20 protein-coding genes are annotated in these 23,904 nt (G+C 68.4%); 12 read left to right on the forward strand and 8 right to left on the reverse strand.

Annotated elements, in window-relative coordinates:
- Nucleotides 1-231 precede the first annotated feature (231 nt).
- The 8 genes from xdhA (at nucleotide 232) to ILP92_RS06385 (ending at nucleotide 11,182) form a co-directional block, all read left to right on the forward strand.
- Nucleotides 232-1,632 carry a xanthine dehydrogenase small subunit gene (xdhA, locus tag ILP92_RS06350; protein WP_198915539.1) on the forward strand — a complete coding sequence of 467 codons (1,401 nt, stop codon included), beginning with the start codon at nucleotides 232-234 and terminating at the stop codon, nucleotides 1,630-1,632.
- Nucleotides 1,629-4,091, forward strand: a complete 2,463-nt coding sequence (locus ILP92_RS06355; RefSeq protein WP_198915540.1) for a xanthine dehydrogenase molybdopterin binding subunit — start codon at nucleotides 1,629-1,631, stop codon at nucleotides 4,089-4,091. Before xdhA ends, ILP92_RS06355 begins: the two co-directional genes overlap by 4 nt.
- A complete protein-coding gene (gene xdhC / locus ILP92_RS06360; RefSeq protein ID WP_198915541.1) occupies nucleotides 4,088-4,852 on the forward strand; it encodes a xanthine dehydrogenase accessory protein XdhC in 765 nt (254 codons plus the stop codon). The genes ILP92_RS06355 and xdhC overlap by 4 nt, the downstream gene beginning before the upstream one ends.
- Nucleotides 4,849-6,417: an ABC transporter ATP-binding protein gene (locus tag ILP92_RS06365; protein ID WP_198915542.1), complete on the forward strand. Its 1,569-nt coding sequence runs from the start codon at nucleotides 4,849-4,851 to the stop codon at nucleotides 6,415-6,417. The genes xdhC and ILP92_RS06365 overlap by 4 nt, the downstream gene beginning before the upstream one ends.
- On the forward strand, nucleotides 6,414-7,502 hold the full coding sequence (locus ILP92_RS06370) for an ABC transporter permease (protein WP_198915543.1): 1,089 nt from the start codon (nucleotides 6,414-6,416) through the stop codon (nucleotides 7,500-7,502). The genes ILP92_RS06365 and ILP92_RS06370 overlap by 4 nt, the downstream gene beginning before the upstream one ends.
- Nucleotides 7,503-7,623: 121 nt before the next feature.
- Nucleotides 7,624-8,556, forward strand: coding sequence for an ABC transporter permease (locus ILP92_RS06375; RefSeq protein WP_198915544.1), 933 nt, complete (start codon nucleotides 7,624-7,626; stop codon nucleotides 8,554-8,556).
- 33 nt (nucleotides 8,557-8,589) lie between these two features.
- Complete coding sequence (locus ILP92_RS06380) at nucleotides 8,590-9,684, forward strand: BMP family ABC transporter substrate-binding protein (protein ID WP_198915545.1); 1,095 nt, start codon at nucleotides 8,590-8,592, stop codon at nucleotides 9,682-9,684.
- Between the two features lie 229 nt (nucleotides 9,685-9,913).
- Entirely contained in the window at nucleotides 9,914-11,182 is a 1,269-nt protein-coding gene (locus ILP92_RS06385; protein ID WP_198915546.1) for an MFS transporter, read from the forward strand.
- Here ILP92_RS06385 and ILP92_RS06390 read toward each other — a convergent pair.
- Both ILP92_RS06390 and ILP92_RS06395 read right to left on the reverse strand, forming a co-directional pair.
- Nucleotides 11,179-11,865 carry a vWA domain-containing protein gene (locus ILP92_RS06390; RefSeq protein WP_198915547.1) on the reverse strand — a complete coding sequence of 229 codons (687 nt, stop codon included), beginning with the start codon at nucleotides 11,863-11,865 and terminating at the stop codon, nucleotides 11,179-11,181. The two genes, ILP92_RS06385 and ILP92_RS06390, sit on opposite strands and share 4 nt — an antisense overlap.
- Complete coding sequence (locus ILP92_RS06395; protein WP_235971191.1) at nucleotides 11,862-12,551, reverse strand: vWA domain-containing protein; 690 nt, start codon at nucleotides 12,549-12,551, stop codon at nucleotides 11,862-11,864. Before ILP92_RS06395 ends, ILP92_RS06390 begins: the two co-directional genes overlap by 4 nt.
- Before the next feature lie 107 nt (nucleotides 12,552-12,658).
- On the opposite strand from ILP92_RS06395, the gene ILP92_RS06400 reads away from it, so the two are divergent.
- The 3 genes from ILP92_RS06400 to ILP92_RS06410 are packed head-to-tail and all read left to right on the forward strand — an operon-like array spanning nucleotide 12,659 to nucleotide 15,119.
- Nucleotides 12,659-13,591 carry an aldo/keto reductase gene (locus tag ILP92_RS06400; protein WP_198915548.1) on the forward strand — a complete coding sequence of 311 codons (933 nt, stop codon included), beginning with the start codon at nucleotides 12,659-12,661 and terminating at the stop codon, nucleotides 13,589-13,591.
- Nucleotides 13,588-14,679 (forward strand): NAD(P)/FAD-dependent oxidoreductase, encoded by a 1,092-nt coding sequence (locus tag ILP92_RS06405; protein ID WP_198915549.1) that lies wholly within the window; start codon nucleotides 13,588-13,590, stop codon nucleotides 14,677-14,679. Before ILP92_RS06400 ends, ILP92_RS06405 begins: the two co-directional genes overlap by 4 nt.
- Complete coding sequence (locus tag ILP92_RS06410) at nucleotides 14,676-15,119, forward strand: TolC family protein (RefSeq protein ID WP_198915550.1); 444 nt, start codon at nucleotides 14,676-14,678, stop codon at nucleotides 15,117-15,119. The genes ILP92_RS06405 and ILP92_RS06410 overlap by 4 nt, the downstream gene beginning before the upstream one ends.
- A 76-nt stretch (nucleotides 15,120-15,195) precedes the next feature.
- On the opposite strand, the gene ILP92_RS06415 is transcribed toward ILP92_RS06410, so the two are convergent.
- From ILP92_RS06415 to ILP92_RS06425, 3 genes are all read right to left on the reverse strand, one after another.
- Nucleotides 15,196-15,822: a Hint domain-containing protein gene (locus tag ILP92_RS06415; RefSeq protein WP_198915551.1), complete on the reverse strand. Its 627-nt coding sequence runs from the start codon at nucleotides 15,820-15,822 to the stop codon at nucleotides 15,196-15,198.
- A 118-nt stretch (nucleotides 15,823-15,940) separates the two neighbouring features.
- On the reverse strand, nucleotides 15,941-16,798 hold the full coding sequence (locus ILP92_RS06420) for a hypothetical protein (protein WP_198915552.1): 858 nt from the start codon (nucleotides 16,796-16,798) through the stop codon (nucleotides 15,941-15,943).
- Complete coding sequence (locus ILP92_RS06425; RefSeq protein WP_198915553.1) at nucleotides 16,761-19,292, reverse strand: GcvT family protein; 2,532 nt, start codon at nucleotides 19,290-19,292, stop codon at nucleotides 16,761-16,763. Before ILP92_RS06425 ends, ILP92_RS06420 begins: the two co-directional genes overlap by 38 nt.
- 250 nt (nucleotides 19,293-19,542) lie before the next feature.
- On the opposite strand from ILP92_RS06425, the gene ILP92_RS06430 reads away from it, so the two are divergent.
- Nucleotides 19,543-19,713 (forward strand): hypothetical protein, encoded by a 171-nt coding sequence (locus tag ILP92_RS06430; RefSeq protein WP_198915554.1) that lies wholly within the window; start codon nucleotides 19,543-19,545, stop codon nucleotides 19,711-19,713.
- A 709-nt stretch (nucleotides 19,714-20,422) separates the two neighbouring features.
- Here ILP92_RS06430 and ILP92_RS06435 read toward each other — a convergent pair.
- The 3 genes from ILP92_RS06435 to ILP92_RS06445 form a co-directional block, all read right to left on the reverse strand.
- Entirely contained in the window at nucleotides 20,423-21,763 is a 1,341-nt protein-coding gene (locus tag ILP92_RS06435; RefSeq protein WP_198915555.1) for an ABC transporter permease, read from the reverse strand.
- Nucleotides 21,760-22,560, reverse strand: a complete 801-nt coding sequence (locus ILP92_RS06440; protein WP_198915556.1) for a taurine ABC transporter ATP-binding protein — start codon at nucleotides 22,558-22,560, stop codon at nucleotides 21,760-21,762. The genes ILP92_RS06435 and ILP92_RS06440 overlap by 4 nt, the downstream gene beginning before the upstream one ends.
- A gap of 131 nt (nucleotides 22,561-22,691) precedes the next feature.
- Nucleotides 22,692-23,699, reverse strand: a complete 1,008-nt coding sequence (locus tag ILP92_RS06445; RefSeq protein ID WP_198915557.1) for a taurine ABC transporter substrate-binding protein — start codon at nucleotides 23,697-23,699, stop codon at nucleotides 22,692-22,694.
- Between the last annotated feature and the right edge of the window lie 205 nt (nucleotides 23,700-23,904).

Consider the following 23,904-nt stretch of genomic DNA (forward strand, 5'->3'; position numbering starts at 1 on the left):
CCCCGGGAAGACCCCATCGCGCCCCGTCCGCCATCGAGGCACCGCGCCCGGCCGAGCCCACGGCTCCGACACCTCCGACCGCACGCGCAACATTTGGGCAGGTTGAGGATCATTTGCCCCTTGCCAATTCCGTGCCGCGCCGCCTAGCCTTTTGCCCAGACAGCCCGCGCCAGTTCTACGCCGCATCGAACACGCGCGATCCCGGCATCGGTAAGGCGGCAGGCAATCCCCATGGACTTCTCGTTCCGTCTGAACGGTGAGACGGTGACAGCGGACACCCCGCCCACCACCACCCTGCTGGACTGGCTGCGCGAAAGCCGCGGCCTGACCGGCACCAAGGAGGGCTGCAACGAAGGCGATTGCGGCGCCTGCACGGTGATCGTGACCGACTCGGACGGCCCCATGACGATGAACGCCTGCATCCTGTTCATGGGCCAGCTTCCCGGCCGGTCCGTGCGCACCATCGAAGGTATCGCCGCCCCCGACGGCACGCTGCACCCGGTCCAGCAGGCGATGATCGACCACCACGGATCGCAATGCGGCTTCTGCACCCCGGGCTTCGTCACCGCCATGGCCTGCAGCCACCTGACCGGCGCCACCGATCACGCAGACCAGCTTGCGGGCAATCTGTGCCGTTGCACCGGATACGCCCCGATCCTGCGCGCCGCGCGGGCGGCCGAAGACGCGCCGGTCCCCGACCACATGCGCGACGCCCCTGCTTCATCTTTCCACAAATACCCTTCGGGGGGGCGCGCAGCGCGGGGGGCAGACGGCCCCCCTCTGCCCCCCGACGAAAGCGCCGTCCGCCCGACCGAACTGGACGAACTGGCCGCGTGGTACGCCGCCCATCCCGATGCCACCCTGATCGCGGGTGCGACCGACGTGGGCCTGTGGGTCACCAAGGATTTCCGCGACCTGGGGCCAATCGCCTTCCTGAACGGCATCGCGGCGCTGAGGCGGATCGAGATCACCGACACGCAGGCGACGATCGGCGCGGGCGTCACCATCGCTGCCCTGCGCGACGCGGTGGCGCCCCTCTGGCCGTCCTTCGCCGAGCTTTTGCGCCGCTACGGCTCGGCGCAGGTCCGCAACGCGGCAACCGTCGGCGGCAACATCGCCAACGGCTCGCCCATCGGGGACAGCCCGCCCGCGCTGATCGCGCTGGGGGCCGAGCTGCACCTGCGCCTGGGCGACGCGCGGCGCAAGATCGCGCTGGGAGATTTCTTTCTCGACTACGGCAAGCAGGACCGCGCGCCGGGCGAATTCATCGAAGCGATCACGATCCCGCGCGGGCCGGGCACGTTGACCTGCCACAAGATCTCGAAGCGGTTCGACCAGGACATCTCGGCGCTTTGCGGCTGCTTCCATATCGAGCGCGCAGGCAGCCGGATCACCCGGGCGCGGCTGGCCTTCGGCGGAATGGCGGGCATCCCCAAGCGCGCCCGCACCGCCGAGGCCGCGCTGGTCGCGGACGGTCTGACGGCCGCGCAGGACGCGCTGGCGCAGGACTTCGCGCCGCTGTCGGACATGCGGGCCTCGGCCGGGTATCGCCTGGACGCGGCCCGCGGTCTGCTCGCGCGAATTTTCGACGAAAATTCGGCACCGGCCCACGTGCTGGGCGTGCGGGCATGAGCGTCGCGAAACCGCTTCCCCACGACAGCGCGCGGGCGCATGTGACCGGGGCTGCGCGCTACGTGGACGATATCCCGACGCCCGCCAGCTGCCTGCACCTGGCCTTCGGAGTGTCGGACCACGCGCATGGGCGCCTGGACAAAATCGCGCTGGACGCCGTGCGCGCCGCACCCGGAATCATCGCCGTGCTGACGGCCGCCGATCTGCCCTTCGACAACGACGTCTCGCCCGCCGCAGGCGACGAGCCGCTCCTGGCCGAGGGCACGGTGCAATATGTCGGCCAGCCGATCTTCCTGGTCGTGGCGCAAAGTCACCTTGCGGCGCGCAAGGCGGCGCGGCTGGGCCAGATCGGGATCGATCCGCTGCCCGCGATCCTCGGCATCGACGACGCGCTGGCCGCGAATGCCCGGTTCGAGGACGGGCCGCGCCGCTACGCCAAGGGCGACGCGGCACGGGCGATCAAGGCGGCACCCCATCGCTTGCACGGCCGGATCGAGATCGGCGGACAGGAGCATTTCTACCTGGAAGGCCAGGCCGCCCTTGCCCTGCCGCAGGAGGACGGCGGCATGGTCGTGCACGCCTCGACCCAGCACCCGACCGAGATCCAGCACAAGGTGGCCCATGCCATCGGGCAGCCCATGGCATCCGTGCGGGTCGAAATGCGGCGCATGGGCGGCGGCTTCGGCGGCAAGGAAAGCCAGGGCAACGCCCTGGCCGTAGCCTGCGCGGTCGCGGCCCGGGCTTTGGGCCGCCCGTGCAAGATGCGCTACGACCGCGACGACGACATGACCATCACCGGCAAGCGCCACGATTTCCGGATCGCCTACGACGTGGGCTTCGACGGGAACGGCAGGATCCGCGGGATCGCCTTCACCCACTACGCGCGCTGCGGCTGGGCACAGGACCTGTCGCTGCCGGTGGCCGATCGGGCGATGCTGCACGCCGACAACGCCTATCACCTGACCGATGTCGAGATCGTGTCGCACCGGCTGCGCACCAACACGCAAAGCGCCACCGCCTTTCGCGGCTTCGGCGGGCCGCAGGGCATGCTCGGGATCGAGCGGGTCATGGACGAGATCGCCCACGCGCTGGGCCGCGACCCGCTGGAGGTGCGGCGCGTGAACTTCTACGCGGCGGCGCGGGATGTCGGGCAAGCAGGGGGGCTGTCTGCCCCCCGCGCTGCGCGCCCCCCCGAGGGATATTTGGAAAAAGGTGAATCAGCGGGCCGGTCTGACGGATCGGCGGCGGCGCGGGATGTCGAGGTGGCGAGCCGGGCCGCGACCGGCGAGATTCCCGCGGCGGTGGCGCCGGTGGCGAAGTCCTCGGGCGTGCAGACCACGCCCTATCACATGCCGGTCACCGATTTCATCCTGCACGAGATGGTGGACCGGTTGCGCGCCGATGCGGATTACGACGCGCGGCGGGCGGCGGTGGCCGGGTGGAATGCCGAAAATGGGATCCTGAAGAAGGGCATCGCGCTGACGCCGGTGAAGTTCGGGATCTCCTTCACGCTGACGCATCTGAACCAGGCGGGCGCGCTGGTGCATGTCTACCAGGACGGCTCGGTCCACATGAACCACGGCGGCACCGAGATGGGCCAGGGGCTGCACCAGAAGGTGCGGCAGGTGGCGGCCGATCGCTTCGGGATCGGGGTGGATGCCGTGCATGTCAGCGCGACCGATACCGCGAAGGTGCCGAACACCTCGGCCACGGCGGCGTCTTCGGGGGCGGATCTGAATGGCATGGCCGTGATGGCCGCCTGCGACACCATTCGGGACCGGATTGCGGAATACCTGTCGGGTTTGCACCAGTCATCCCCCGATTCCGTGCGGTTCGATGCGGGAAAAGTGCAAGCGGGCGACGCGACCTACAGCTTTGCCGAGGCGGTGCAGCTGGCCTATCAGGGCCGTGTCAGCCTGTCGGCCACGGGCTTCTACAAGACACCCGACATTTCCTGGGACCGGATCGCGGGACGCGGGCGGCCGTTCTTCTATTTCGCCTATGGCGCGGCGGTGAGCGAGGTCGTGATCGACACGCGCACGGGCGAGAACAGGCTGCTGCGGGTCGATATCCTGCACGATGCGGGCCGATCGCTGAACCCCGCGCTGGATATTGGCCAGATCGAGGGCGGCTTCGTGCAGGGCGTGGGCTGGCTCACGACGGAAGAACTGGTCTGGGACGATGCCGGGCGGCTGACGACCCATGCCCCGTCGACCTACAAGATCCCGGCCGCATCGGACGTGCCCGAGATGTTCAACGTGGCGCTGTGGGACGGCGAGAACCGCGCCGAGACCGTGTATCGCAGCAAGGCGGTGGGCGAGCCGCCGCTGATGCTGGCGATCAGCACGCTCATGGCGCTGTCGGACGCGGTGTCGGCCTGCGGGCCCCACTATCCTGCCCTGGACGCGCCTGCGACGGCCGAGCGGGTGCTGGCGGCAATCCGGCGGGCGCGCGGATGAGCGACCCGGTGATATACGTGGAAATCGTCGCGGCGCGCGGATCGAGCCCGCGCGAGGTGGGCACGGCCATGCAGGTCGGCGCGACGCACGTTGCCGGGACCATCGGCGGCGGCGCGCTGGAGCACCGCGCGATTGCCGAGGCGCGCGCGCTGCTGGATGCGGGCGGCGACGGGCGCGTGCTGACCCTGCCGCTGGGCCCGGCGCTGGGCCAGTGCTGCGGCGGGTCGGTGTCGCTGCTGTTCACGCGCGACCGGCGCGAGATCGACACCTCGCCCCCCGTGGTGCATCCGGTCACGGAAGACCGCGGGCCGCCCCGGCCGCTATGGCTCTGGGGTGCGGGCCATGTGGGTCGCGCGGTGGTGCGCGCCTGCCCGCCCGCCGCCCACGCGATCACCTGGGTGGACGATGCGGCCGATCGGTTTCCATCCTGCGTGCCGGACCGCGTCGACGTGGTCGTGGCCCGGAACATGGCGCGGCTGGCGGCAAGCGCGCCCCAGGACGCGCAGCACCTGATCTTCACCTACAGCCACGAGATCGACTTGGCGCTCTGCGCCGCTCTGCTGGACCGGGGCGCCGCGGGGATCGGGCTGATCGGGTCGGACACCAAGTGGCGGCGGTTTCGCAACAGGCTCGAGGCGCTGGGGCTGGATCCGCGCGCCATCACCTGTCCCATCGGGGACAAGAGCCTGGGCAAGCATCCCGACGCGATCGCCCGCGGCGTCGTGGCCCGCCTGGCAAGCGAACGGGAGGTCTCGGCATGAGCCTGCTTCTGGATCTGCACGGCCTGACCAAGGCCTATCCCGGCGTGGTCGCCAATGACGATGTGTCCTTCGAAATCGCCCGGGGGCAGGTCCATGCCCTGCTGGGCGAGAATGGCGCGGGAAAATCGACCTTGGTGAAGATGATCTACGGGCTGGTGCGCCCCGATGCGGGACGCATGATCCTGGACGGCGACGCGCATGCTCCGGACAGCCCGCTGGCGGCGCGCGACGCGGGCGTGGCCATGGTGTTCCAGCATTTCAGCCTGTTCGACGCGCTGGACGTGGCCGAGAACATCGCGCTGGGCATGTCCGATCCCTCCCCCATGCGCGACCTGGCCCAGCGGATCCGCACCGTCAGCCGCGACTACGGCCTGCCGCTGGATCCCGGCCGGATCGTGGGCGACCTGAGCGCGGGCGAGCGGCAGCGCGTGGAAATCGTGCGCTGCCTGCTGCAATCGCCGCGCCTGCTTATCATGGACGAGCCGACCAGCGTGCTGACCCCGCAGGAGGTCGAGATCCTGTTCGCCACCCTGCGCAAGCTCGCGGCCGAGGGCACGGCGATCCTATATATCAGCCACAAGCTGGAAGAGATCCGCGCGCTGTGCGACGCGGCGACGATCCTGCGGCTGGGCCGCGTCGTCGGGCGCTGCGACCCGCGCGATGCCTCGGCCAGCGAATTGGCCGAGATGATGGTGGGCAGCGCGCTGGCAGCGCCCGCCCGACCGGCGCATGAGCCGGGCGAAACCGTGCTCGAGGTCACCGACCTGTCGCTGCCGCCCGCCCACGCCTTCGGCACGCCTCTGCGCGGTATCGGCTTCACGCTCTCGAAGGGCGAAGTGCTGGGGATCGGCGGCGTCGCGGGCAACGGGCAGGACGAATTGCTGGCGGCGCTGTCGGGCGAGCGTTTGTCGCCGCCCGGGTCGGTGCGCATGGGAGGGCGCGACCTGTCGCGGCTGGCCCCCGAGGCGCGGCGCAAGCTGGGCCTTTTGGCCGCGCCCGAGGAACGGCTGGGCCACGCGGCCGCCCCCGACATGTCGCTGACCGAAAACGCGCTGCTGTCGGGGCACATCCGCAAGGGCCTGGCCCGGCGCGGCTTCATCGACTGGTCGAAGGCGCGGCATTTCGCGCGCGACGTCATCGCCGCGTTCGATGTGCGCACGCCGAACGAGTCCGTGGCGGCCCGCGCGCTGTCGGGGGGCAACCTGCAGAAATTCGTCATCGGCCGCGAGATCCTGCAGGCCCCCGACATCCTGGTGGTGAACCAGCCCACCTGGGGGGTCGACGCCAGCGCCGCGGCCGCGATCCGCCAGGCGCTGCTGGACCTGGCCCAGGGCGGGGCCGCGGTGATCGTCATCAGCCAGGACCTGGACGAGCTGATGGAGATCTCGGATCGCTTCGCGGCGCTGAACGAGGGGCGGCTGAGCGCGCCCGTCCCGGCCGCATCGCTGGATGTCGAGCGGATCGGCCTGATGCTGGGCGGCGCGCACGACCTGGAGGTCGCCCATGATACGGGGGACGGCGCCGGGATATTTGAAAGAACAAAGATGAAGCAGGCCGCGCGATGATCGGGCTCGAGAAGCGGCCGACGCCGTCGCGGGCCTGGAGCTATGCCACGCCGTTCCTGGCGGTGGCGCTGACGGTGATCGCGGGCGGGCTGATGTTCGCGGCGCTGGGCAAGGATCCGGTGGCCGCGATCCGCACGATCTTCTACGACCCGCTCTTCGATCCGCAATTCGCGGCCTATTCGCGGCCGCAGCTTCTGGTGAAGGCCGGGCCGCTGATCCTGATCGCCACCGGCCTGGCGCTGGGGTTCCGGGCGGGCGTCTGGAATATCGGGGCCGAGGGGCAGTATATCATCGGCGCGCTGACGGGGGCCGCCGTCGGGCTGGCGCTCTACCCGGCCGAGACGCGGGCGATCTTTCCGCTCATGGTGCTGGCGGGAGCGCTGGGCGGCTGGGTCTGGGCGATGATCCCGGCGATCCTGAAGACGCGGTTCAACACCAACGAGATCCTGGTGTCGCTGCTGCTGGTCTATGTGGCCGAGAACCTGCTGGCGTCGATGGCGGTGGGGCGGCTGCGCAATCCCGAGGGCGGGGGATTTCCGGGCTCGCGCAACCTCAGCCAGTGGGACGCCGCGAAGAACCCCGAACTGGTGGCGGGCACCGGGATGCATTGGGGCGTGGTCGCGGCCTTTATCGCGGTGATTTTCGCCTATATCCTGCTCAACCGGCACCTGGCGGGATTTCACATCAAGCTTGCCGGTCAGGCACCCCGCGCGGCGCGCTTCGCGGGGGTGAACCCCGCCCGCCTGGTCGTGTTCTGCCTGGGCATGTCGGGCGCTCTGGCGGGACTGGCGGGCATTTTCGAAGTGACCGGACCCGCGGGCCAGATAAGCATCGATTTCAACGTGGGCTACGGCTTCACCGCCATCATCGTGGCCTTCCTGGGCCGATTGCACCCGGTCGGCATCGCGCTGGCGGGGCTGCTGATGGCGCTGACCTATATCGGCGGCGAACTGGCGTCCTTCATGCTGGGCATACCGGCAGCCGCGATCCAGGCGTTCCAGGGGATGTTGCTGTTCTTCCTGCTGGCCGTCGACGTTCTGACCAACTACCGGATCCGCCTCGGCCACCGCGAGGTGGCCCGGTGATCCGCCGGACACCCCGCGCCCGCAACGCCCGCCTCGGGAGCCCCGCCACCCCGGTGCGCGCGACCCCCTGCTTCATCTTTCCAAAAATACCTGAACGCACCACCGCCACGAAAGCCTTGCCATGGACCTGAGCGCCATCTCTGCCACCCTTCTGGTCGCGTCGCTCATGGTGGCCGCGACCCCCATCCTGCTGGCCGCCCTGGGCGAGCTGATCGTGGAAAAGGCGGGCGTCCTGAACCTGGGCGTCGAGGGCATGATGATCACCGGCGCGATCTGCGGCTTCGCCACCGCGGTCGAGACGGGCAACCCCGTGCTGGGCTTCGCCGCGGCGGCGCTGGGCGGTGCGATGCTGTCACTCGTCTTCGGGGTGCTGACCCAGATTTTCCTGAGCAACCAGGTGGCGACGGGACTGGCGCTGACGCTGTTCGGGCTCGGCCTGTCGTCGCTGCTGGGCCAGGGCTATGTGGGGATCAAGCCGCCGTCGACCGCGCGGCTGGACCTGGGCCCGCTCAGCGATCTGCCCTTCGTGGGGCGTGTCGTCTTCGGCCACGACTGGGTTGTGTATCTCAGCCTGTTCCTGGTGGTCGCCACCTGGTATTTCCTGCGCCGCACCCGCGCGGGCCTGAAGCTGCGGGCCGTGGGCGAAAGCCACCACGCGGCCCACGCGCTGGGGCTGAAGGTGCGCGCGGTGCGGCTTTGCGCCATCGCGTTCGGCGGGGCCATGGCGGGCCTGGGCGGCGCCTATCTGAGCCTGGTGCGCGTGCCCCAATGGACCGAAGGCATGACCGCGGGCGCGGGCTGGATCGCGCTGGCCATCGTGGTCTTTTCCAGTTGGCGGCCGGGCGGCGTTTTGCTGGGTGCCTATTTGTTCGGCGGTGTCACGGTGTTGCAGCTGAACCTGCAGGCGGCGGGCGTGGCACTGCCGGTCGAATACTTGTCCATGTCGCCCTATCTGATAACCATTGCCGTGCTCGTCGTCATGTCGGCGCGCGGCTCGAAGCGGTCGCTCGGGGCGCCCGCGGACCTGGGCAAACAATTTCACGCGACCCACTGACGGGACGCGTCAATCCAAGGGGAAATCTTCACTATGCTTCGCAGAACACTTCTGGGCGCCGCTGCCACGGCGCTTGTCATGACCACCGGCGCCTTCGCCGCCGAGCACGCCGAAAAGACCAAGGTCGGCTTCGTCTATGTGGGCCCCGTCGGCGACGGCGGCTGGACCTACGAGCACGACCAGGGCCGTTTGGCCGTCGAGGCGGAATACGGCGACATGGTCGAGACGGTGTTCCAGGAAAACGTGCCCGAAGGCGCGGATGCCGAGCGGGTGATGACCCAGATGGCGCTGTCGGGCGCGGACCTGATCTTCACCACCTCCTTCGGTTACATGGACCCGACCATCAACGTGGCCGCCAAGTTTCCGGACGTGAAGTTCGAGCATGCCACCGGCTACAAGACCGCAGACAACGTGGCGAACTATTCCGCCCGCTTCTACGAGGGGCGCGCGGTGCAGGGCTATATCGCGGGCAACATGACCGAGACCAACAAGATCGGCTATATCGCGTCGTTCCCGATCCCCGAGGTCATCCGCGGCATCAACGCGGCGTACCTGGCCGCCAGCGCCGTGAACCCGGACGTGGAATTCAACATCGTCTGGGCCTTCACCTGGTTCGATCCGGCCAAGGAAGCCGACGCCGCCAAGGCGCTGATCGAGCAGGGCGCCGACGTGATCCTGCAGCACACCGATTCCACCGCGCCCCAGGCCGCGGCGGCGGAAGCCAGCACCGACGGCAAGCAGATCATCACCTTCGGGCAGGCCTCGGACATGGCCGAATACGCCCCCCTGCCGCGCGTCAGCTCGATCATCGACAACTGGGCGCCCTACTACATCGAGCGCGTGGGCGCCGTGATGGACGGCACCTGGGAAAGCCAGTCGGTCTGGCAAGGCATCGACAAGGGCATGGTCGAGATCGGCGAGATCTCGGACGCGGTGCCCGAGGACGTGAAGGCGGGTGCGCTGGACATCGTCGAGCAGATCCGCGCGGGCGAAATGCATCCCTTCACCGGCCCGATCAACAAGCAGGACGGATCGGTCTGGTTGGCAGAGGGCGAGACCGCGGATGACGGCACGCTGCTGGGCATGGATTTCTACGTCGAGGGTCTGACGGGCGAGATCCCGAACTGACCCGAAAGGTCCCGGATCGCCGGGAAAAACGCTAAAGAAGCGCGCGCGTGGCAGTCACGCGCGCGCTTTTTTTGGCTCGGGTGCAGCCCTGCCGCGGAAACGGTCAGGCGCCCGGAAAACGGGCGCGGGCGGGGTAATGCCTGCCGAAAGCCCGGAAAACCTTGGTCCCGCCCGCGGCGCATGGTAGGCTCAAGCCATATTTTAAGACGTCATATTTCAGAGAATTATTTTGCAGCAGGACGATTTTTCGCCCGCCGACCCCTTGCCGTTTCCCGATCCGGTCGGCCCGCCCCGCCACCGCGAGCTGGCGGCCCTTCTGTCCCTTGCCGTCGGTCTTCTGGTCGGGTGGAGCGCGCTTTTCTACCTCTTTGGCGCGCTGCTTCTGGTCTGGGAAGCGCAGACCGGTCTTGGCAAGGCCGACCTGTCGCTGGGCCTGACCGGCGCGATCCTGGCGTCGGCTGTGGTCGCACCGGTGGCGGGCAAGGTCATCGACGCGGGCGCCGGGCGGCTGCTGCTGCCCTTCGGCGCGCTTCTGGGCGCGGTGGGCCTGCTGGCCCTGTCGCAGGCCACCAGCCATCGCGGCTTCCTGCTGGCGTGGATCGTGATCGGCGCGGCGCAGGGCTGCAGCCTGTATGAGGCCACCTTCACCTTCCTTGCCCGCGTGCTGCGCCAGCGGGCGCGCCGCTCGATCGCGCTGGTGGCGCTGGTGGCGGGGCTGTCCACGTCGCTGGTCTATCCCGTGGCCAGCGAGATCGCGGACGGATTCGGCTGGCGCAAGGCGGTGGTCTTCTTCGCCGGCCTGTCGGCCTACGTCGCCGCACCGCTGATGTATTTCGGGGCCGCCACGCTCGAACCCGCGTCGTGCAGGCTGAACCGCACCGCCCGCGCCGAAGCTGCCGGGGCCGCGCTGCGCCACGCCCGCGGCCAGCCGGTTTTCTGGTGCCTGCTTGTGGCCTTCGCCTGCCTGGCCTTCACCGAAGGGCTGGTCCTGGCCCACGGCGTGCCCGCGCTAGTGGCGTTCGGCCATGACAGCGCGGTCGCCATCCTGGTGCTGGCGCTGCTCGGTCCGTTCCAGGCCGTGGCCCGCATCGCGATCCTGTGCGCGCGGGTCGAAGGCGCATCGCTGGGGCTGATGGTGCTGGCGGTCGCGGCGATGGGCGCGGGCCTGTGCGTGCTTTTGCTGGGTCCCCAGAGCACCGGCACGGCCTTCGCCTTCATGGCGCTGTTCGGGCTGGGCTACGGGCTGACACCGGTGCTGAAACCGGTCGTGGTGTCCGACTGCCTGGGCTACGCGTCGATCGGCGCGATCCTGGGCTGCCTGGCCCTGCCCTATTACGCAGCGCTGGCGCTGGCGCCCTACTTGGGCTCGATCCTGTGGGAACAGGGCGGCTACGCGCTGGCGCTGAAGACGGGCGTCGCGGGCACGCTCTTGTGCATGGCGGGGCTCATCTGGGTCGGACTGGCGCGCGCGCCCAGCCGGGTGAGCGTGGCGGGCTAGCCCTGCGGCGTGGGCTCGGGTCCCAGATCCGACAGGAGCGCGCAGGTCAGCGTCGCCGACAGCGCGCGGGTCAGCTCGACCTCGTCGGTCACGCGCAGGAATTGCCCGCCGGTGTAATGCGCGAGGCAACCGGGCGGCGTGCGCCACAGGTGTGCGTCGGCGGTCAGCACGTCGCCGGGGCGGCGCAGATAGACCACGTGGATCACCGTGTTCAGGCCTTCGTTCGACAGGATTCGCGCCGCGGTGCAGACCGCGCCGCCGCAGGTATCCAGCCCGTCGGTGACGACCGCGATGGTCGCGGGCCGCCGCGCGTGGTCCAGCGCGCGCGCCGCCGCCACGACCGCCTTGGCCAGCGGCGTTTCGCCCTGCGGCAAGATCCGGTCGAGCTGGTCGAGGATCGCGGCAGCCGTATCGGGTCCGGGCACCACGCGCACGTCGCCGTCGCTGCACAAGCCCTGCCCCGCGCCGTAGGTCAGCAGGCCCATGGGCCGCGTGGCGGGCACCAGCGGCAGGACGCGGGCCAGGGCCGTTCGGGCCATGTCGATCTTGGCGGGCGCGCCCAGCCGGTAGCCGGGCCGCGCCATCGACGCCGAGCCGTCCATCACGATCATGGCGTTGTCCATGCAGCCGCCCGCGGCCATGCCCGGCAGCGCGAGCCAGGTCAGAAGCGCCGCCAGCTTCATTCCAGCGCGCCGTAGACGGGGCAGCCCAGCGTGACCGACATGGCCGAGACCAGGTCGTCGATGCTTTCGGCGGCGATGTATTTGCCGCCCGTCGCCTCGGCCAAGCAGGCGGCGGCGGTGTCGGTGCCCATATCCAGGCCCGCGTTCCAGTCGAAATGCTCGGGCCGCACCCGGAAGCCGATCACGTGGACGGTCAGGTCGGCGCCGTCATGGGCCAGGTGCGCGGCCAGCTGGCAGGTCGCGCCCGAACACGTCTCTTTGCCGTCGGTGACCAGCACGATGGTGGCGGGGCGGTTGCGGTAGTCCAGCGTCTCGGCGGCTTGGGCCACCGCCGCGGTCAGCGGCGTGGGACCGGCCGGCTCCAGCGCGTCCACCGTCGCCAGCAGGGGCCCCGCCGCGTCGGCCATGGGCGCGAAATGGCGGGTGATGTTGGCGCAGCGATTGGCGTTTTCGCCCGGCCCGTAAATGCTCAGCCCCAGCCGCCGCAGCTTGGCGATGGGCGGCACCGCGCGGTGCAGCGCGCGGCGGGCGTCGAAGATGCGGGGCTCGGCCAAGTCGTTGAACCCCATTTCGGACATGGATCCCGAGCCGTCGAACACGATCATCGCGTCCTCGGTGCAATCGTCCGAGGCCGCCAGCGGTAGGGCCGGAATGGACAGGACAGCGGCGATCAGGAAGGCTTTCATGGCGCCGAGCATGGCAGGCGCGCGGGGGGCTGTCCATTCCGCGAAATCCCGCGCATGGATCGGCAATATTCTTCCCCGTCCGCGCGCCCTCTGGCACAGTCGCGCCCATGACCAGGATCACCACGCCAGACGGCACCCCGCTTTCGCCCCTTTGTTTCGGATGCATGCAATTCGGCGGCAAGGCCGACCAGGCGGCCAGCCGGGCGATGTATGCGGCCTGCCGCGCGGCGGGGCTGAATTTCTTCGACACGGCTTACGTCTATACCGACGGCGTGTCCGAGGAATGGCTGGGCGCCTTCGTCAAGGACGAGCGCGACAAGGTCGTGATCGCGTCGAAGGCCGATTACAAGCGCGGCAACAGCACCGACAGCATCACCCGCTCGCTCGAGGTCAGCCGCGCGCGCATGGGGATCGACACGATCGACATCTACTATTTGCACCGCTGGGACGACGATACGCCCCTGAAGGAGTCGTTCAAGGCCTTGGCGAAGGCCCAGAAGGAAGGGCATATCCGCCATATCGGTGTCAGCAATTTCGCCGCCTGGCAGGTGATGAAGGCGCAGGCCGTGGCGCAGGCCGAAGGCACGCGGATCGACATGATCCAGCCCATGTACAACCTGGTGAAACGCCAGGCCGAGGTCGAGCTGCTGCCCATGTGCCAAAGCGAAGACATCGCGGCGGTGCCCTATTCGCCGCTGGGCGGCGGGCTGCTGACCGGCAAGTACCGCGCGGGCGGCGAAGGGCGCATCACCAATGACGAGATGTATTCGAAGCGCTACGCGCCGGAATGGATGCACAACACCGCCGCCGATGTCGCCTATATGGCCAACACGATCCGCATGGATCCGGCGACGCTGGCGGTGGCCTGGGCCGCGCGCCATCCCGGCGTGACGGCCCCCATCATAAGCGCGCGCGACGCCGAACAGCTGGCCCCGTCGCTGGCCGCATTGGACTTCAAGATGGACGACGCGCTCTACGCGCGGATCTCGGCGCTGTCGCCCACCCCGCCGCCCGCCACCGACCGTCTGGAAGAGGCATGAACGTCGATATCGTCATCGTCGGCGGAGGCATCGCGGGCGTGTCGGCCGCGGCCGAATTGTCGGCGGACGCCTCGGTTCTGCTGCTCGAAGCGGAAAGCGCGCTGGGCTACCACGCGTCGGGCCGCTCGGCCGCGATGTTCCTGCCCTTCTATGGCAATGCGACGGTCCGCGCTCTGAACGCGGCCAGCGCGCAGCACCACCACGACGCGGGCGTCCTGACGCCGCGCGCCTTCCTGTCGATGGCGCCGCCGGGCAAGGTCGACCTGCTGGAGCGCGAGGCGGCGGAACTGGGACTGGACCGGATCGACATGGACGAGGCCGTCGAGCTGTTCCCGATCCTCGAGCCTGGCTACTTCGCCGCGGCGGCCATGACCCGGCAAGCGTGGGACCTGGACACCGACCTGCTGCTGCAGCTCAACCGCAAGCGGGTGCTGGCCCAGGGGGGCCGGATCGAAACCCGCGCGCGGGTGTCCGACATCGCACGCGAGGACGGTGGGTGGCGCGTGTCGTGGCAGGGTGGCGAAGCCCGCGCCGCCCATGTGGTGAACGCGGCGGGGGCCTGGGCGGACGGAGTGGCCGCCATGGCGGGCGTCGGGCCGCTGGGATTGGCGCCCAAGCGCCGTTCGATGGCGCAGATGGCCGCGCCGGGGGGCCACGACGTGAGTGATTGGCCCTTCGTCGAGGAGGTGGGCGAAGCGTGGTACGCCAAGCCCGACGCGGGCCGCTGGATCGTGTCGCCCGCCGAAGAAGACCCGGTCGAGGCGTCGGACGCCTGGGCCGACGACATGGTCCTGGCCGAGGGGCTGGCGCGCTACCAGGACGCGGTGACGGTCGAGGTCACGCGCCCGCTCAGCACCTGGGCGGGCCTTCGGACCATCGCGCCGGACCGCACGCTGGTAATCGGCGCCGATCCGCGCGCGCGGGGCTTCTGGTGGCTGGCGGGACAGGCGGGCTACGGCTTCCAGACCGCCCCGGCAGCCGCAAGGCTCATCGCCGATCTCATGGGCGGCGCAGCGCCGGATCTTGCCCCCGCAACCGTTGCCGCGCTGGCGCCCGACCGACTTCTCACGGAAAGGACACCGATATGAAAGCACCGCTGATCGCCGCGTTGCTGGCCCTGTCGGCCGCGCCCGCGCTGGCCGAGACACAGCTTGAACGGATGGAGCGGATCACCGAAACGCTACAGGCGCGCATGTTCGCCGACATGGTGCAAGGTAGCGACATCGACGTGGCGCAGGCGGTGGCGTGGGACGACGCGATGCGCGACGCGGCGCAGTGCCTGCTGGACGGCTATAGGGCCGAGGCAGAGCCGGATGCCATCGACGCGTCGTTCGACGCGATGGAAGAGCTCCTAGCACAGACCGATCTGGGTGCAGACGAGTTTGAAACGCGCATGGCCGCCCTGCCGCAGCCCGTCCCGCAGGATCGCGCGATCGCGCTCAGCGGTGAATGCGGGCTGATGGCGCTGCAGATGCAGCGAATGCGCGAGACGGGTTTGATGGACGCCATGATTCATTCGGGACAGTGATCCGGGTCCCGCGCCGAACGCCTGGCCCGGTGACGCAATCCCGTCGGCGCAAGCCCTTGTCTTGCAGCGGTTCCCGTCAGGTCGGGCTGGGCATGTAGGCCTCGTCGCCCGCCGTCTCGTAGGGGCAGCTGGGGAAGGGATCGCGCTTTTCGCGCAGCTGCGGATAGCGGCGCACGAGCCGGTCCCGCATATCGGCGGGCAGATCCCCGATCCGGGCCGCGACGGGGCGGTAGCTGGCCACCGGAAGACCCGACACGCAGATGATCTCGTGCCGGTCGAAGCCGAAATCGTAGAAGGTCGCGTCGTCCATGGTGCGGTCCACCCACACGTCGTCGGCGTGACCCGCCAGGGCGCGCGCCTTCAGCAGCGCCCCGGTCCCGGCGACTTCGGACAGCAGATAGGACGGCACCAGGATCTGCTGATCGGGGGCAAGTGCCACGGTCTGCTGCGGCATCATCGGTCCCACACCGCGCCGCGCGATGCGGATCGCCGCGGAATCGGGATTGTCCGCGATGCGGTCCTTCAGCACCGATTTCCAGATGAAGCGCACCGGTTGCAGGCCGTTGTGGCGGGTGACGATCAGGTCGCCCACATGCACGTTCTCGGCCCGGCGCGGTCCGGTCGGCGTGCGCAAAAGCGCTGTCCCGCACACCCCGGTCAGGGGCGCAACCGCTTCGATCGACAAGGGTTCGCAATGCGACATCACAAGACCTTTCCTCACTCACCATGGTTACCCAAAGGGATGAATCTGACGTAAACGGGATCAAACTATGGCAGGGCCGGTCCAATCCGCGGTTTTCACCCGGATTGTCGCAGAAATCCTAGCCGCGCGACGGTCCGGCCTGTCGGACAAGCGCCCGCGCCGCGATGAAGACACCGCCCAGAAGCAGGATCGGCAGCACCAGGATCTTGAACACGAACACCGCCAGAATCATCACGAAGCTGCCCACCAGCTGGTCGGCATTGGCATAGATGCTGGCCGCGAAGGCCCGGTATTCGGCGATCGAGGTCATGGGCGTGGTCAGCGCCTCGATCCAGCCCGCATCGGTCGCCGTCTCGGCCTCGGCCACGTCGGCCACACCGCGGGTGATCTCGGTGATGATGCGCTGGTTTTCCAGCCAGACCGCGTCGGTCATGCGGTCGGCCACCAGGTCGGCCACCACGAAGACGAGCGGCAGCGCCAGCGCCAGCACGATCCCGTAGATCGCCAGCCCCCGCGTCAGGCCCGCCAGAACCGGTCGGCCGCGCACCAGCGCGCCAAGCCCCGCGACGCCCAGCGCCAGCGCGACCATCCCCAGCCCCACGCCCCCCACGGGCCCCAAGGCCACGGCCAGCACGCCGGTGGTGATCATCACCACGAAGATCCCGCCCGCGATGCGCTCGACCGTGTCGTCGATGGGTTCGAGCACCTTCAGCGGCTGCACCGTGCCGGACACGAACAGCGATCCGCCCACCTCGATCTCCTGCGCGGTGGACAGGAAGGCGTTGAGCGTGCGCAAAGTCACGTAGGTCGCGGCGGAGGTCGTGGCGACGGATTGCGCGTAGCCTTGGGCGCGGTGGACCAGCGGGTTGTCGCGCCAGCCCCAGGCCAGCGCGCTGGCGGCCAGCGCCAAGACCAGAAGCGCAACCCCGATCAGGCCCCTACCCGTCCTTGCGGATCGCTGCGTTGCTTGGGTCATAGGGGCTGTCCTCGGTCACTTCTGCGTCCCAGAGCGCGCGGAACATGCGGACCTTCAGCTTCGTCCCCGGCACCGCGAGCGCGTCCGGCACGTATCCCATGCCAATGGACTTTCCGAAAGCCACCGAATACCCGCCCGAGGTCAATCGGCCGATTTTCTCGCCGTCGTGCAGCAGCGCCTCGCGCCCCCAGGGGTCGGCGTCGTCCGGCCCGTCGATCAGCAGCGTCACGCATTTGCTGCGGATGCCTTTGTCGAGCATGGCCTGCTTGCCGTGGAAATCTTTGTCGAGATCCACGAACCGGTCCAGCCCGGCTTCCAGCGGCGTGGCATCGCGGCCCAGTTCGGTGCCGAAGGCGCGATAGGACTTTTCCTGCCGCAGCCAGTTCTGCGCCCGCGCGCCCACCAGTTGCAGGTCCAGATCCTCGCCCGCCTCCATCAGCCGGTCGAACAGGTGGTTCTGCATCTCCATCGGGTGGTGCAGCTCCCATCCCAGCTCGCCGGTATAGGCGACGCGGATGGCGGTGACCGGCACCATGCCAAGCTCGATCGCTTGCGCAGACAGCCACGGGAACCGCTTGTTCGACAGGGCGGTCACGGGCTCGGGGTCGCGAATCAGCCTTTGCAGGATCGCGCGCGAATTGGGACCGGCCAGCGCGAAAACACCGTATTTCGTGGTGACGTTTTCGCAGGTGATCTGGCCGAATTCCGGCGCCTTGTCCTTGATCGCCTTGAACAGGTAATCCTCGTCATAGGCTTCCCAGCCGCCGGCCGAAATTAGGTAGTAATCGTCTTCGGCCAGGCGCACGATGGTGTATTCGGTGCGCGTGGTGCCCGCCACGGTCAGCGCGTAGGTCAGGTTGATGCGGCCCACGCGGGGCAGCTTGTTGGTGGTGAACCAGTCCAGGAACGCGGTCGCGCCGGGGCCGGACACGCGGTGCTTGGCGAAGGCGGTGGCGTCGATCAGGCCCGCGGTCTCGCGCACCGCTTGGGCCTCGCTGCGCGCGAAGTCCCACCACCGGCCGCGGCGGAAGCTGCGCGCGTCGTGGTCCGAGAAGTCGACGACCGATTTCGCCCGTGCCGCGACCTTGCCGCTTTCCGGGTCGATGGCGAAGTAATTGGGACGCTCCCACCCGTTGACGCAGCCGAACTGCGCGCCGCGCGCCGCCATCCGGTCGTAGCAGGGCGCCGTGCGCAGGGGCCGCGCGGCGGGGCGTTCTTCGTCGGGATGGTGCAGGATATAGACGTGGGCGTAGGCCTCTTCGTCCTTCTGGACGGCGTATTCGGTGGTCACCCAATCGCCGAAACGCTTGGGGTCCAGCGACGCCATGTCGATCTCGGCCTCGCCCTGGACCATCATCTGCGCCAGGTATTCGCCCGCCCCGCCCGCCGCGGTGATGCCGAAGCTGAAGCCCTCGGCCAGCCACATGTTGCGCAGGCCCGGCGCGGGGCCGATCAGCGGGTTGCCGTCCGGTGTGTAACAGATCGGGCCGTTGAAATCGTCCTTCAGTCCCACCTCTTCCGAGGACGGGATGCGGTGGATGAAGGACAGGTACTCCTGCTCGATCCGGTCCAGCTCCAGCGGGAACAGGTCGGCGCGGAAGCTGTCGGGCACGCCGTATTCGAACCGCGCGGGCGCGCCGTGCTCGTAGGGGCCAAGGATCCAGCCGCCGCGCTCCTCGCGCACGTACCACTTGGCGTCGGCGTCGCGCAGAACCGGGTGCTGGCCGTTGGTCTTGCGCCATTCGACCAGGGCGGGGTCGGGCTCGGTCACGATATACTGGTGCTCGACCGGGATGGCGGGGTGCTTGATCCCCAGCAGCCGCGCGGTGCGCTGGGCGTGGTTGCCGGTGGCGGTGACGACGTGCTCGGCGGTGATGACCTGTTGCTCGTCCGAGGCGACCAGGTTGCCGCCCTTTTCCACCATCTTGGTCAGCGTCACGCGCCATTCGCTGCCGGTCCATGCGTAGCCGTCCGCCTGCCAGCGCCGCTCGATCGTGACGCCGCGCTGCCGCGCGCCCTTGGCCATGGCCATGGTCACGTCGGCGGGGTTTATGTAGCCGTCGGTCGGGTGATAGATCGCGCCCACCAGGTCGTCCGTGCGCACCAGCGGGAAGCGGTCCTTGATGTCGCCGGGCGTCATCCACTCGAACGGCACGCCCACCGTTTCGGCCGTGGCGGCGTAGAGCATGTATTCGTCCATCCGCGCCTGGCTTTGGGCCATGCGCAGGTTGCCGACGACGTAGAAGCCCGCGTTCAGGCCGGTTTCTTCTTCCAGCTGCTTGTAGAACTTGATGGAATAGTCGTGGATCCAGGTGGTCGCGTAGCTCATGTTGAAATAGGGCAGCAGGCCCGCGGCGTGCCAGGTCGACCCGCTGGTCAGCTCGTCGCGCTCCAGCAGCACCACGTCGTCCCAGCCGTGCTTGGCCAGGTGATAGGCGATCGAGGTGCCCACCGCGCCGCCGCCGACGACCAGTGCTTTGACGTGCGTTTTCATCGGACGTTCCCTTGCGCGCGAGTCTTTCCCAAGGGTGCTACGCCGGGACCGGCGAAAAGCCCCGCGCGGTTTCGACAGATCAGGGGGGAAAAACGACAGCCACCAAACGGCGGTCGGCAAACCTTACCTTGCGTCAATTTGCCCCGTGTTGTATGGTTAAGCGGGGATCTCTCGCACTTTTCCATATTTTTCTGCGAAGTCTTTTTTGGCGGGCGGATACCTTCAAGACCTATTTTTCAAGGGGGTTATAATGCGCAAGGTATTTTCCGCGACGGCACTGATCGTCTTCTGGGCCACCACGGCGTCGGCCATGTTCGGCACGATCGGCACGACACCAAGGCTTTGGTTTCCCGACGACACGCAGACGACACCGGTGACGCGCGACGCGTGCACGCCGCCGGTTTGCACGACCGGGGGCTGACGCGATAGGCGGAAGCGCCGCTTCGGCGGCGCTTCTATTCGCCTTCGGCACGGCACCGGGCCGCGGGATGTTGTGACAGGCACCCCGGCTGAATCCGTCCCCTCACCCACAGAATTCACGCATCGCGCCGGTCCCGCTCATGGCGTGGCCGGTCCTGAACGGTCCCCATTTCGACACCTGGCAAGTGGCTTGCGAAGCCTTGGCGGCCAGTCGCTTTGCGCGCTCGTGTTAGCCTTCCGTCCTACGACGGATGCCCCGCCGAACGGCTGCGCAGGATCGCCGCCTGTCGGGGCTCCGCCCGTTCGCGGCGTGATCGCTCCACCGGAGCGATCCCCTGCTGCGCAGGAGCGCCGCCTGTCGGGGCTCCGCCCGTTCGCGGCGTGATCGCTCCACCGGAGCGATCCCCTGCTGCGCAGGAGCGCCGCCTGTCGGGGCTCCGCCCGTTCGCGGCTTGATCGCTCCACCGGAGCGATCCCCTGCTGCGCAGGATCGCCGCCTGTCGGGGCTCCGCCCGTTCGCGGCGTGATCGCTCCACCGGAGCGATCCCCTGCTGCGCAGGAGCGCCGCCTGTCGGGGCTCCGCCCGTTCGCGGCGTGATCGCTCCACCGGAGCGATCCCCTGCTGCGCAGGAGCGCCGCCTGTCGGGGCTCCGCCCGTTCGCGGCTTGATCGCTCCACTGGAGCGATCATCGGCTTTGCCGAACCGCCGCTCACCCCTTTCCCTTCCACGGGACCAGGAAGCGTTCGGCGGCGCGCATCAGCATGTCGATGCCGAAACCGATGATGCCGATCAGGATGATCCCCATGATGACGATGTCGGTGGACTGGAACTTCGACGCCACCATGATCATCATGCCCGCCCCCTTTTCCGCCGCCACCAGCTCGGCCGCCACCACGGTGCCCCAGCACACGCCCATGGCGACGCGCGCGGCGGTGAAGATCTCGGGCAGCGAGTTCGGGATGATGACGTGGCGCAGGATCTGGAACTTCGACGCACCCAGCGAATAGGCCGCGTGGACCTTCGAGATCTTTACGCCGGACACGCCCGACCGCGCGCCGATGGCCATGATCCATAGCGCCGCCAGGAACAGCAGGATGATCTTGCCCACCTCGCCGATGCCCGCCCAGATGATGACCAGCGGGATCAGCGCCAGCGGCGGCACGGGGCGCATGAATTCCACGATCGGGTCGAACCAGCCGCGGAACCAGTCCGACAGCCCCATGGCATAGCCCAGCGGGATGCCCACCAGCGCCCCCAGCGTAAAGCCCACGATGACGCGGAACAGCGAATAGCCCAGGTGCTCCCACAAGGTCGAGTTGCGGTAGCCCGAGGTCGCGATCTCGGTCAGCCGCGACCACACCCCTTCGGGCGAGGGCAGCCAGATCGGCTCCATCTGCATCCCGGTCGACGGGCTGATATTCGGCGTGCCGCGCCCCGACAGCGACACGGTGCCGAAATCCACGCGCACGGTATCGCCCGGCGCGACCTCCTGCCCGTTGATGGCGGTGATCACCGCGTCCTCGTCGCGCCCGATCTCGTCGTTCTGGTCCACCCGCAACAGGTCCGAGCGATACTCGGCGATGGCGATGGAATCGTTCTTGGCGAACCCATCGCCGGGATCTACGTCCGGCGCGTCGGCCTCTTCGTCGCGCGGATAGACCAGCACCGTCACTTCCGCGTCGTCGCTGCGCCCGTCCGGCGTGGTCACGGTGTAGGTGAAGGTGCCCGTCCCGGTGAACGCCCCCGGCGCGTGCAGGAACGACGGGAGCAGCGACGATCCGGTGAAGACCGCCCAGAACACGAAGATCAGCACCACCGACACCACCGACGCGACCGAGTTCGACACCACGGCGGATTCGTCGCCGAAGGTCACCGTTTTCAGCGACGTGTAGTCGTGGACCGGCCGCAGCACCTTCTTGACCCCGGTCCAGATCAGCAGCGTCAGCAGGATGATGGCGATGTAGCCCGCGATATAGGGCAGCGCGAAGAACAGCGTGGTCAGGACGGCCAGCAGCTCGCCCCAGAGATCGGCGATCAGGAACGGGGTCATTGCTCGGCTCCGCCCATGATTTCTTCCTCCATCTCCCAGATCATCGACAGGATCTCTTCCCGGCGTTTGCCGAAATCCTCGTGCTTCTTCACCTCGCGCAGGTCCCGGCCCACGCCCATATCGGCGAAGGGCAGGTTGTATTCGCGGTGGATGCGGCCCGGGCGCGGCGCCATGACGATCAGCCGCTCGCCCAGCAGCAGCGCCTCTTCGACCGAATGGGTGATCAGGATCACGGTCTTGCCGGTCTCTTTCCAGAGTTTCAGCACCAGCCCCTGCATCTTCTCGCGCGTCAGCGCGTCCAGCGCACCCAGCGGCTCGTCCATCAGGATCACCTCGGGCTCGTTGGCCAGGCATCGCGCCAGGGCCACGCGCTGCTGCATCCCGCCCGACAGCTCATAGACCGCCTTTTCCTTGAATTGCGACAGGCCTACCACGTCCAGCAGGTGATCCACGATCTCGCGCTTCTGCTTTTGCGCCATGCCCTTCATGGACGGGCCGAAGCCCACGTTGTCGCGCACGCTCATCCATTCGAACAGGGCGCCCTGCTGGAACACCATCCCGCGCTCGGGGCTGGGGCCGGTGACGCGCTTGTCCCCCAGCTTGATCTTCCCCTCGGTGGGCGCAAGGAACCCCGCAAGGATGTTCAGAAGCGTGGTCTTGCCGCAGCCCGACGGCCCCAACACCGACATGAGCTCGCCCTGTTTCAACGTCAGCGACACGTTCTTCAAGGCCTGCACCGCGCCGCCCCCGGGAAGGTCGAACCGCATCGAGACGTCGTCAATCACCAGGTTCGACATGAAATCTCCTTCGGCGGGTGTCGGGGAAAGACGGAAGACCCGGCGCGCCGCGCCCCTGGCTTCATCTTTCCATAAATACCTGAAAGGTCGGGCCGGACGCCACGCGGCGCCCGGCCCGACCCGATTGGCGCTTACATGCCCTGGGCGCTTTCCAGCGGGCCCACGGCCACAGCATCGGCATAGCTGTCGCGCTTGCTGTCGATGCTGCCCGCATCCAGGAACACCTGCGCCACGCCGTCCATGAACTCGGCCGCACCGCCGCCCAGCCACTTGGGGCCCAGCTGCTCTTCGACCGACGGGAACACGAAGGTGGCCATGGTCTCGGCCGTGGCGTCCATGTCCATGCCGGCGTCCTGGGCGATGACTTCCAGCATCTCGTCCTTGTTCTCGCCCGCGTTCCACATGGCGTTGGCGTCGGCCGTCACCTTCAGGAACTTGGCGACCATATCGGGGTTCTCGGCCACGAAGTCGGCGGGCGCGCTGGTCACGTCGAAGACCAGGATGCCCAGGTCTTCCTTCTCGGCGCCGGTCAGCAGGACGTTGCCGGATTCCTTCATGCGGCGCAGCGCACCGCCCCAGCCGCAGGCCATGTCCAGGCTGCCTTGCGCCAGTGCCGCCGCCCCTTCGGCGGGCGCCATGTCGACCACGTCCATGGAGGCCACGTCGACGCCGAAATGGTCCATCTGCTTCAGAAACCCGTAATGCGCCGCTGTGCCCAGCGGCACGGCCACCTTCTTGCCCGCCAGGTCGCCCGCGGTGGACTTGTCGATCTCCAGCGCGCTGGCGACGACGCAATTGTCGTTCTCGGCGTAGCTCACGGCCACGTCCAGCACCTGGATGTCCTGGCCTGCCGACGCCGCCACCACGAAGGGCGGCACGCCCTGGCTGACCGAGATCTGCACGTCGCCCGACGCCATCGCGGCGCTCATGGCAGTGCCGGTGTCGAAACTGACCCATTCGATGGGAACGCCCATTTCTTCCTCGTACATGCCCATTTCCTTGGCGTATTGAAACGGCATCGGCCATTCCAGGAAGTAGGCGACGGTGATCCCTTCGGAATGTTCGGCGGCCTGCGCCTGCAGTGCGGCCAGCGACGCCAATCCCGCGACAGCGCCCAGCAGTTTGGATTTCAGTTTCATCGGTAACTCCCAGATGTAAGCGCACGACATCCTGCGCGCGCGTGGGTCTTGTTTTGATACGCGCCCGGTCCGGACGCCCTGCGCGGGGAACCCTTGACCCGCGTCGCGCATCAGCAAATCGGGGGGATTGGTGCACGTCAATGAAAAACTTCACGCGGCGTCAGGGCCGCGGTCTGGACCGATGGGCGCATCGCAATTGGCCCTA

Source organism: Palleronia pontilimi, assembly GCF_016412875.1.
Classification (GTDB): domain Bacteria; phylum Pseudomonadota; class Alphaproteobacteria; order Rhodobacterales; family Rhodobacteraceae; genus Palleronia; species Palleronia pontilimi.

Excerpts from the sequence above, each read along its gene's own strand:
- xdhA (WP_198915539.1), top strand. The coding sequence starts at position 232 with ATGGACTTCTCGTTCCGTCTGAACGGTGAGACGGTGACAGCGGACACC.
- ILP92_RS06355 (WP_198915540.1), top strand. The coding sequence starts at position 1,629 with ATGAGCGTCGCGAAACCGCTTCCCCACGACAGCGCGCGGGCGCATGTG.
- xdhC (WP_198915541.1), top strand. The coding sequence starts at position 4,088 with ATGAGCGACCCGGTGATATACGTGGAAATCGTCGCGGCGCGCGGATCG.
- ILP92_RS06365 (WP_198915542.1), top strand. The coding sequence starts at position 4,849 with ATGAGCCTGCTTCTGGATCTGCACGGCCTGACCAAGGCCTATCCCGGC.
- ILP92_RS06370 (WP_198915543.1), top strand. The coding sequence starts at position 6,414 with ATGATCGGGCTCGAGAAGCGGCCGACGCCGTCGCGGGCCTGGAGCTAT.
- ILP92_RS06375 (WP_198915544.1), top strand. The coding sequence starts at position 7,624 with ATGGACCTGAGCGCCATCTCTGCCACCCTTCTGGTCGCGTCGCTCATG.
- ILP92_RS06380 (WP_198915545.1), top strand. The coding sequence starts at position 8,590 with ATGCTTCGCAGAACACTTCTGGGCGCCGCTGCCACGGCGCTTGTCATG.
- ILP92_RS06390 (WP_198915547.1), bottom strand. The coding sequence starts at position 11,865 with ATGAAGCTGGCGGCGCTTCTGACCTGGCTCGCGCTGCCGGGCATGGCC.
- ILP92_RS06395 (WP_235971191.1), bottom strand. The coding sequence starts at position 12,551 with ATGAAAGCCTTCCTGATCGCCGCTGTCCTGTCCATTCCGGCCCTACCG.
- ILP92_RS06400 (WP_198915548.1), top strand. The coding sequence starts at position 12,659 with ATGACCAGGATCACCACGCCAGACGGCACCCCGCTTTCGCCCCTTTGT.
- ILP92_RS06405 (WP_198915549.1), top strand. The coding sequence starts at position 13,588 with ATGAACGTCGATATCGTCATCGTCGGCGGAGGCATCGCGGGCGTGTCG.
- ILP92_RS06410 (WP_198915550.1), top strand. The coding sequence starts at position 14,676 with ATGAAAGCACCGCTGATCGCCGCGTTGCTGGCCCTGTCGGCCGCGCCC.
- ILP92_RS06415 (WP_198915551.1), bottom strand. The coding sequence starts at position 15,822 with ATGTCGCATTGCGAACCCTTGTCGATCGAAGCGGTTGCGCCCCTGACC.
- ILP92_RS06420 (WP_198915552.1), bottom strand. The coding sequence starts at position 16,798 with ATGACCCAAGCAACGCAGCGATCCGCAAGGACGGGTAGGGGCCTGATC.
- ILP92_RS06425 (WP_198915553.1), bottom strand. The coding sequence starts at position 19,292 with ATGAAAACGCACGTCAAAGCACTGGTCGTCGGCGGCGGCGCGGTGGGC.
- ILP92_RS06430 (WP_198915554.1), top strand. The coding sequence starts at position 19,543 with ATGCGCAAGGTATTTTCCGCGACGGCACTGATCGTCTTCTGGGCCACC.
- ILP92_RS06435 (WP_198915555.1), bottom strand. The coding sequence starts at position 21,763 with ATGACCCCGTTCCTGATCGCCGATCTCTGGGGCGAGCTGCTGGCCGTC.
- ILP92_RS06440 (WP_198915556.1), bottom strand. The coding sequence starts at position 22,560 with ATGTCGAACCTGGTGATTGACGACGTCTCGATGCGGTTCGACCTTCCC.
- ILP92_RS06445 (WP_198915557.1), bottom strand. The coding sequence starts at position 23,699 with ATGAAACTGAAATCCAAACTGCTGGGCGCTGTCGCGGGATTGGCGTCG.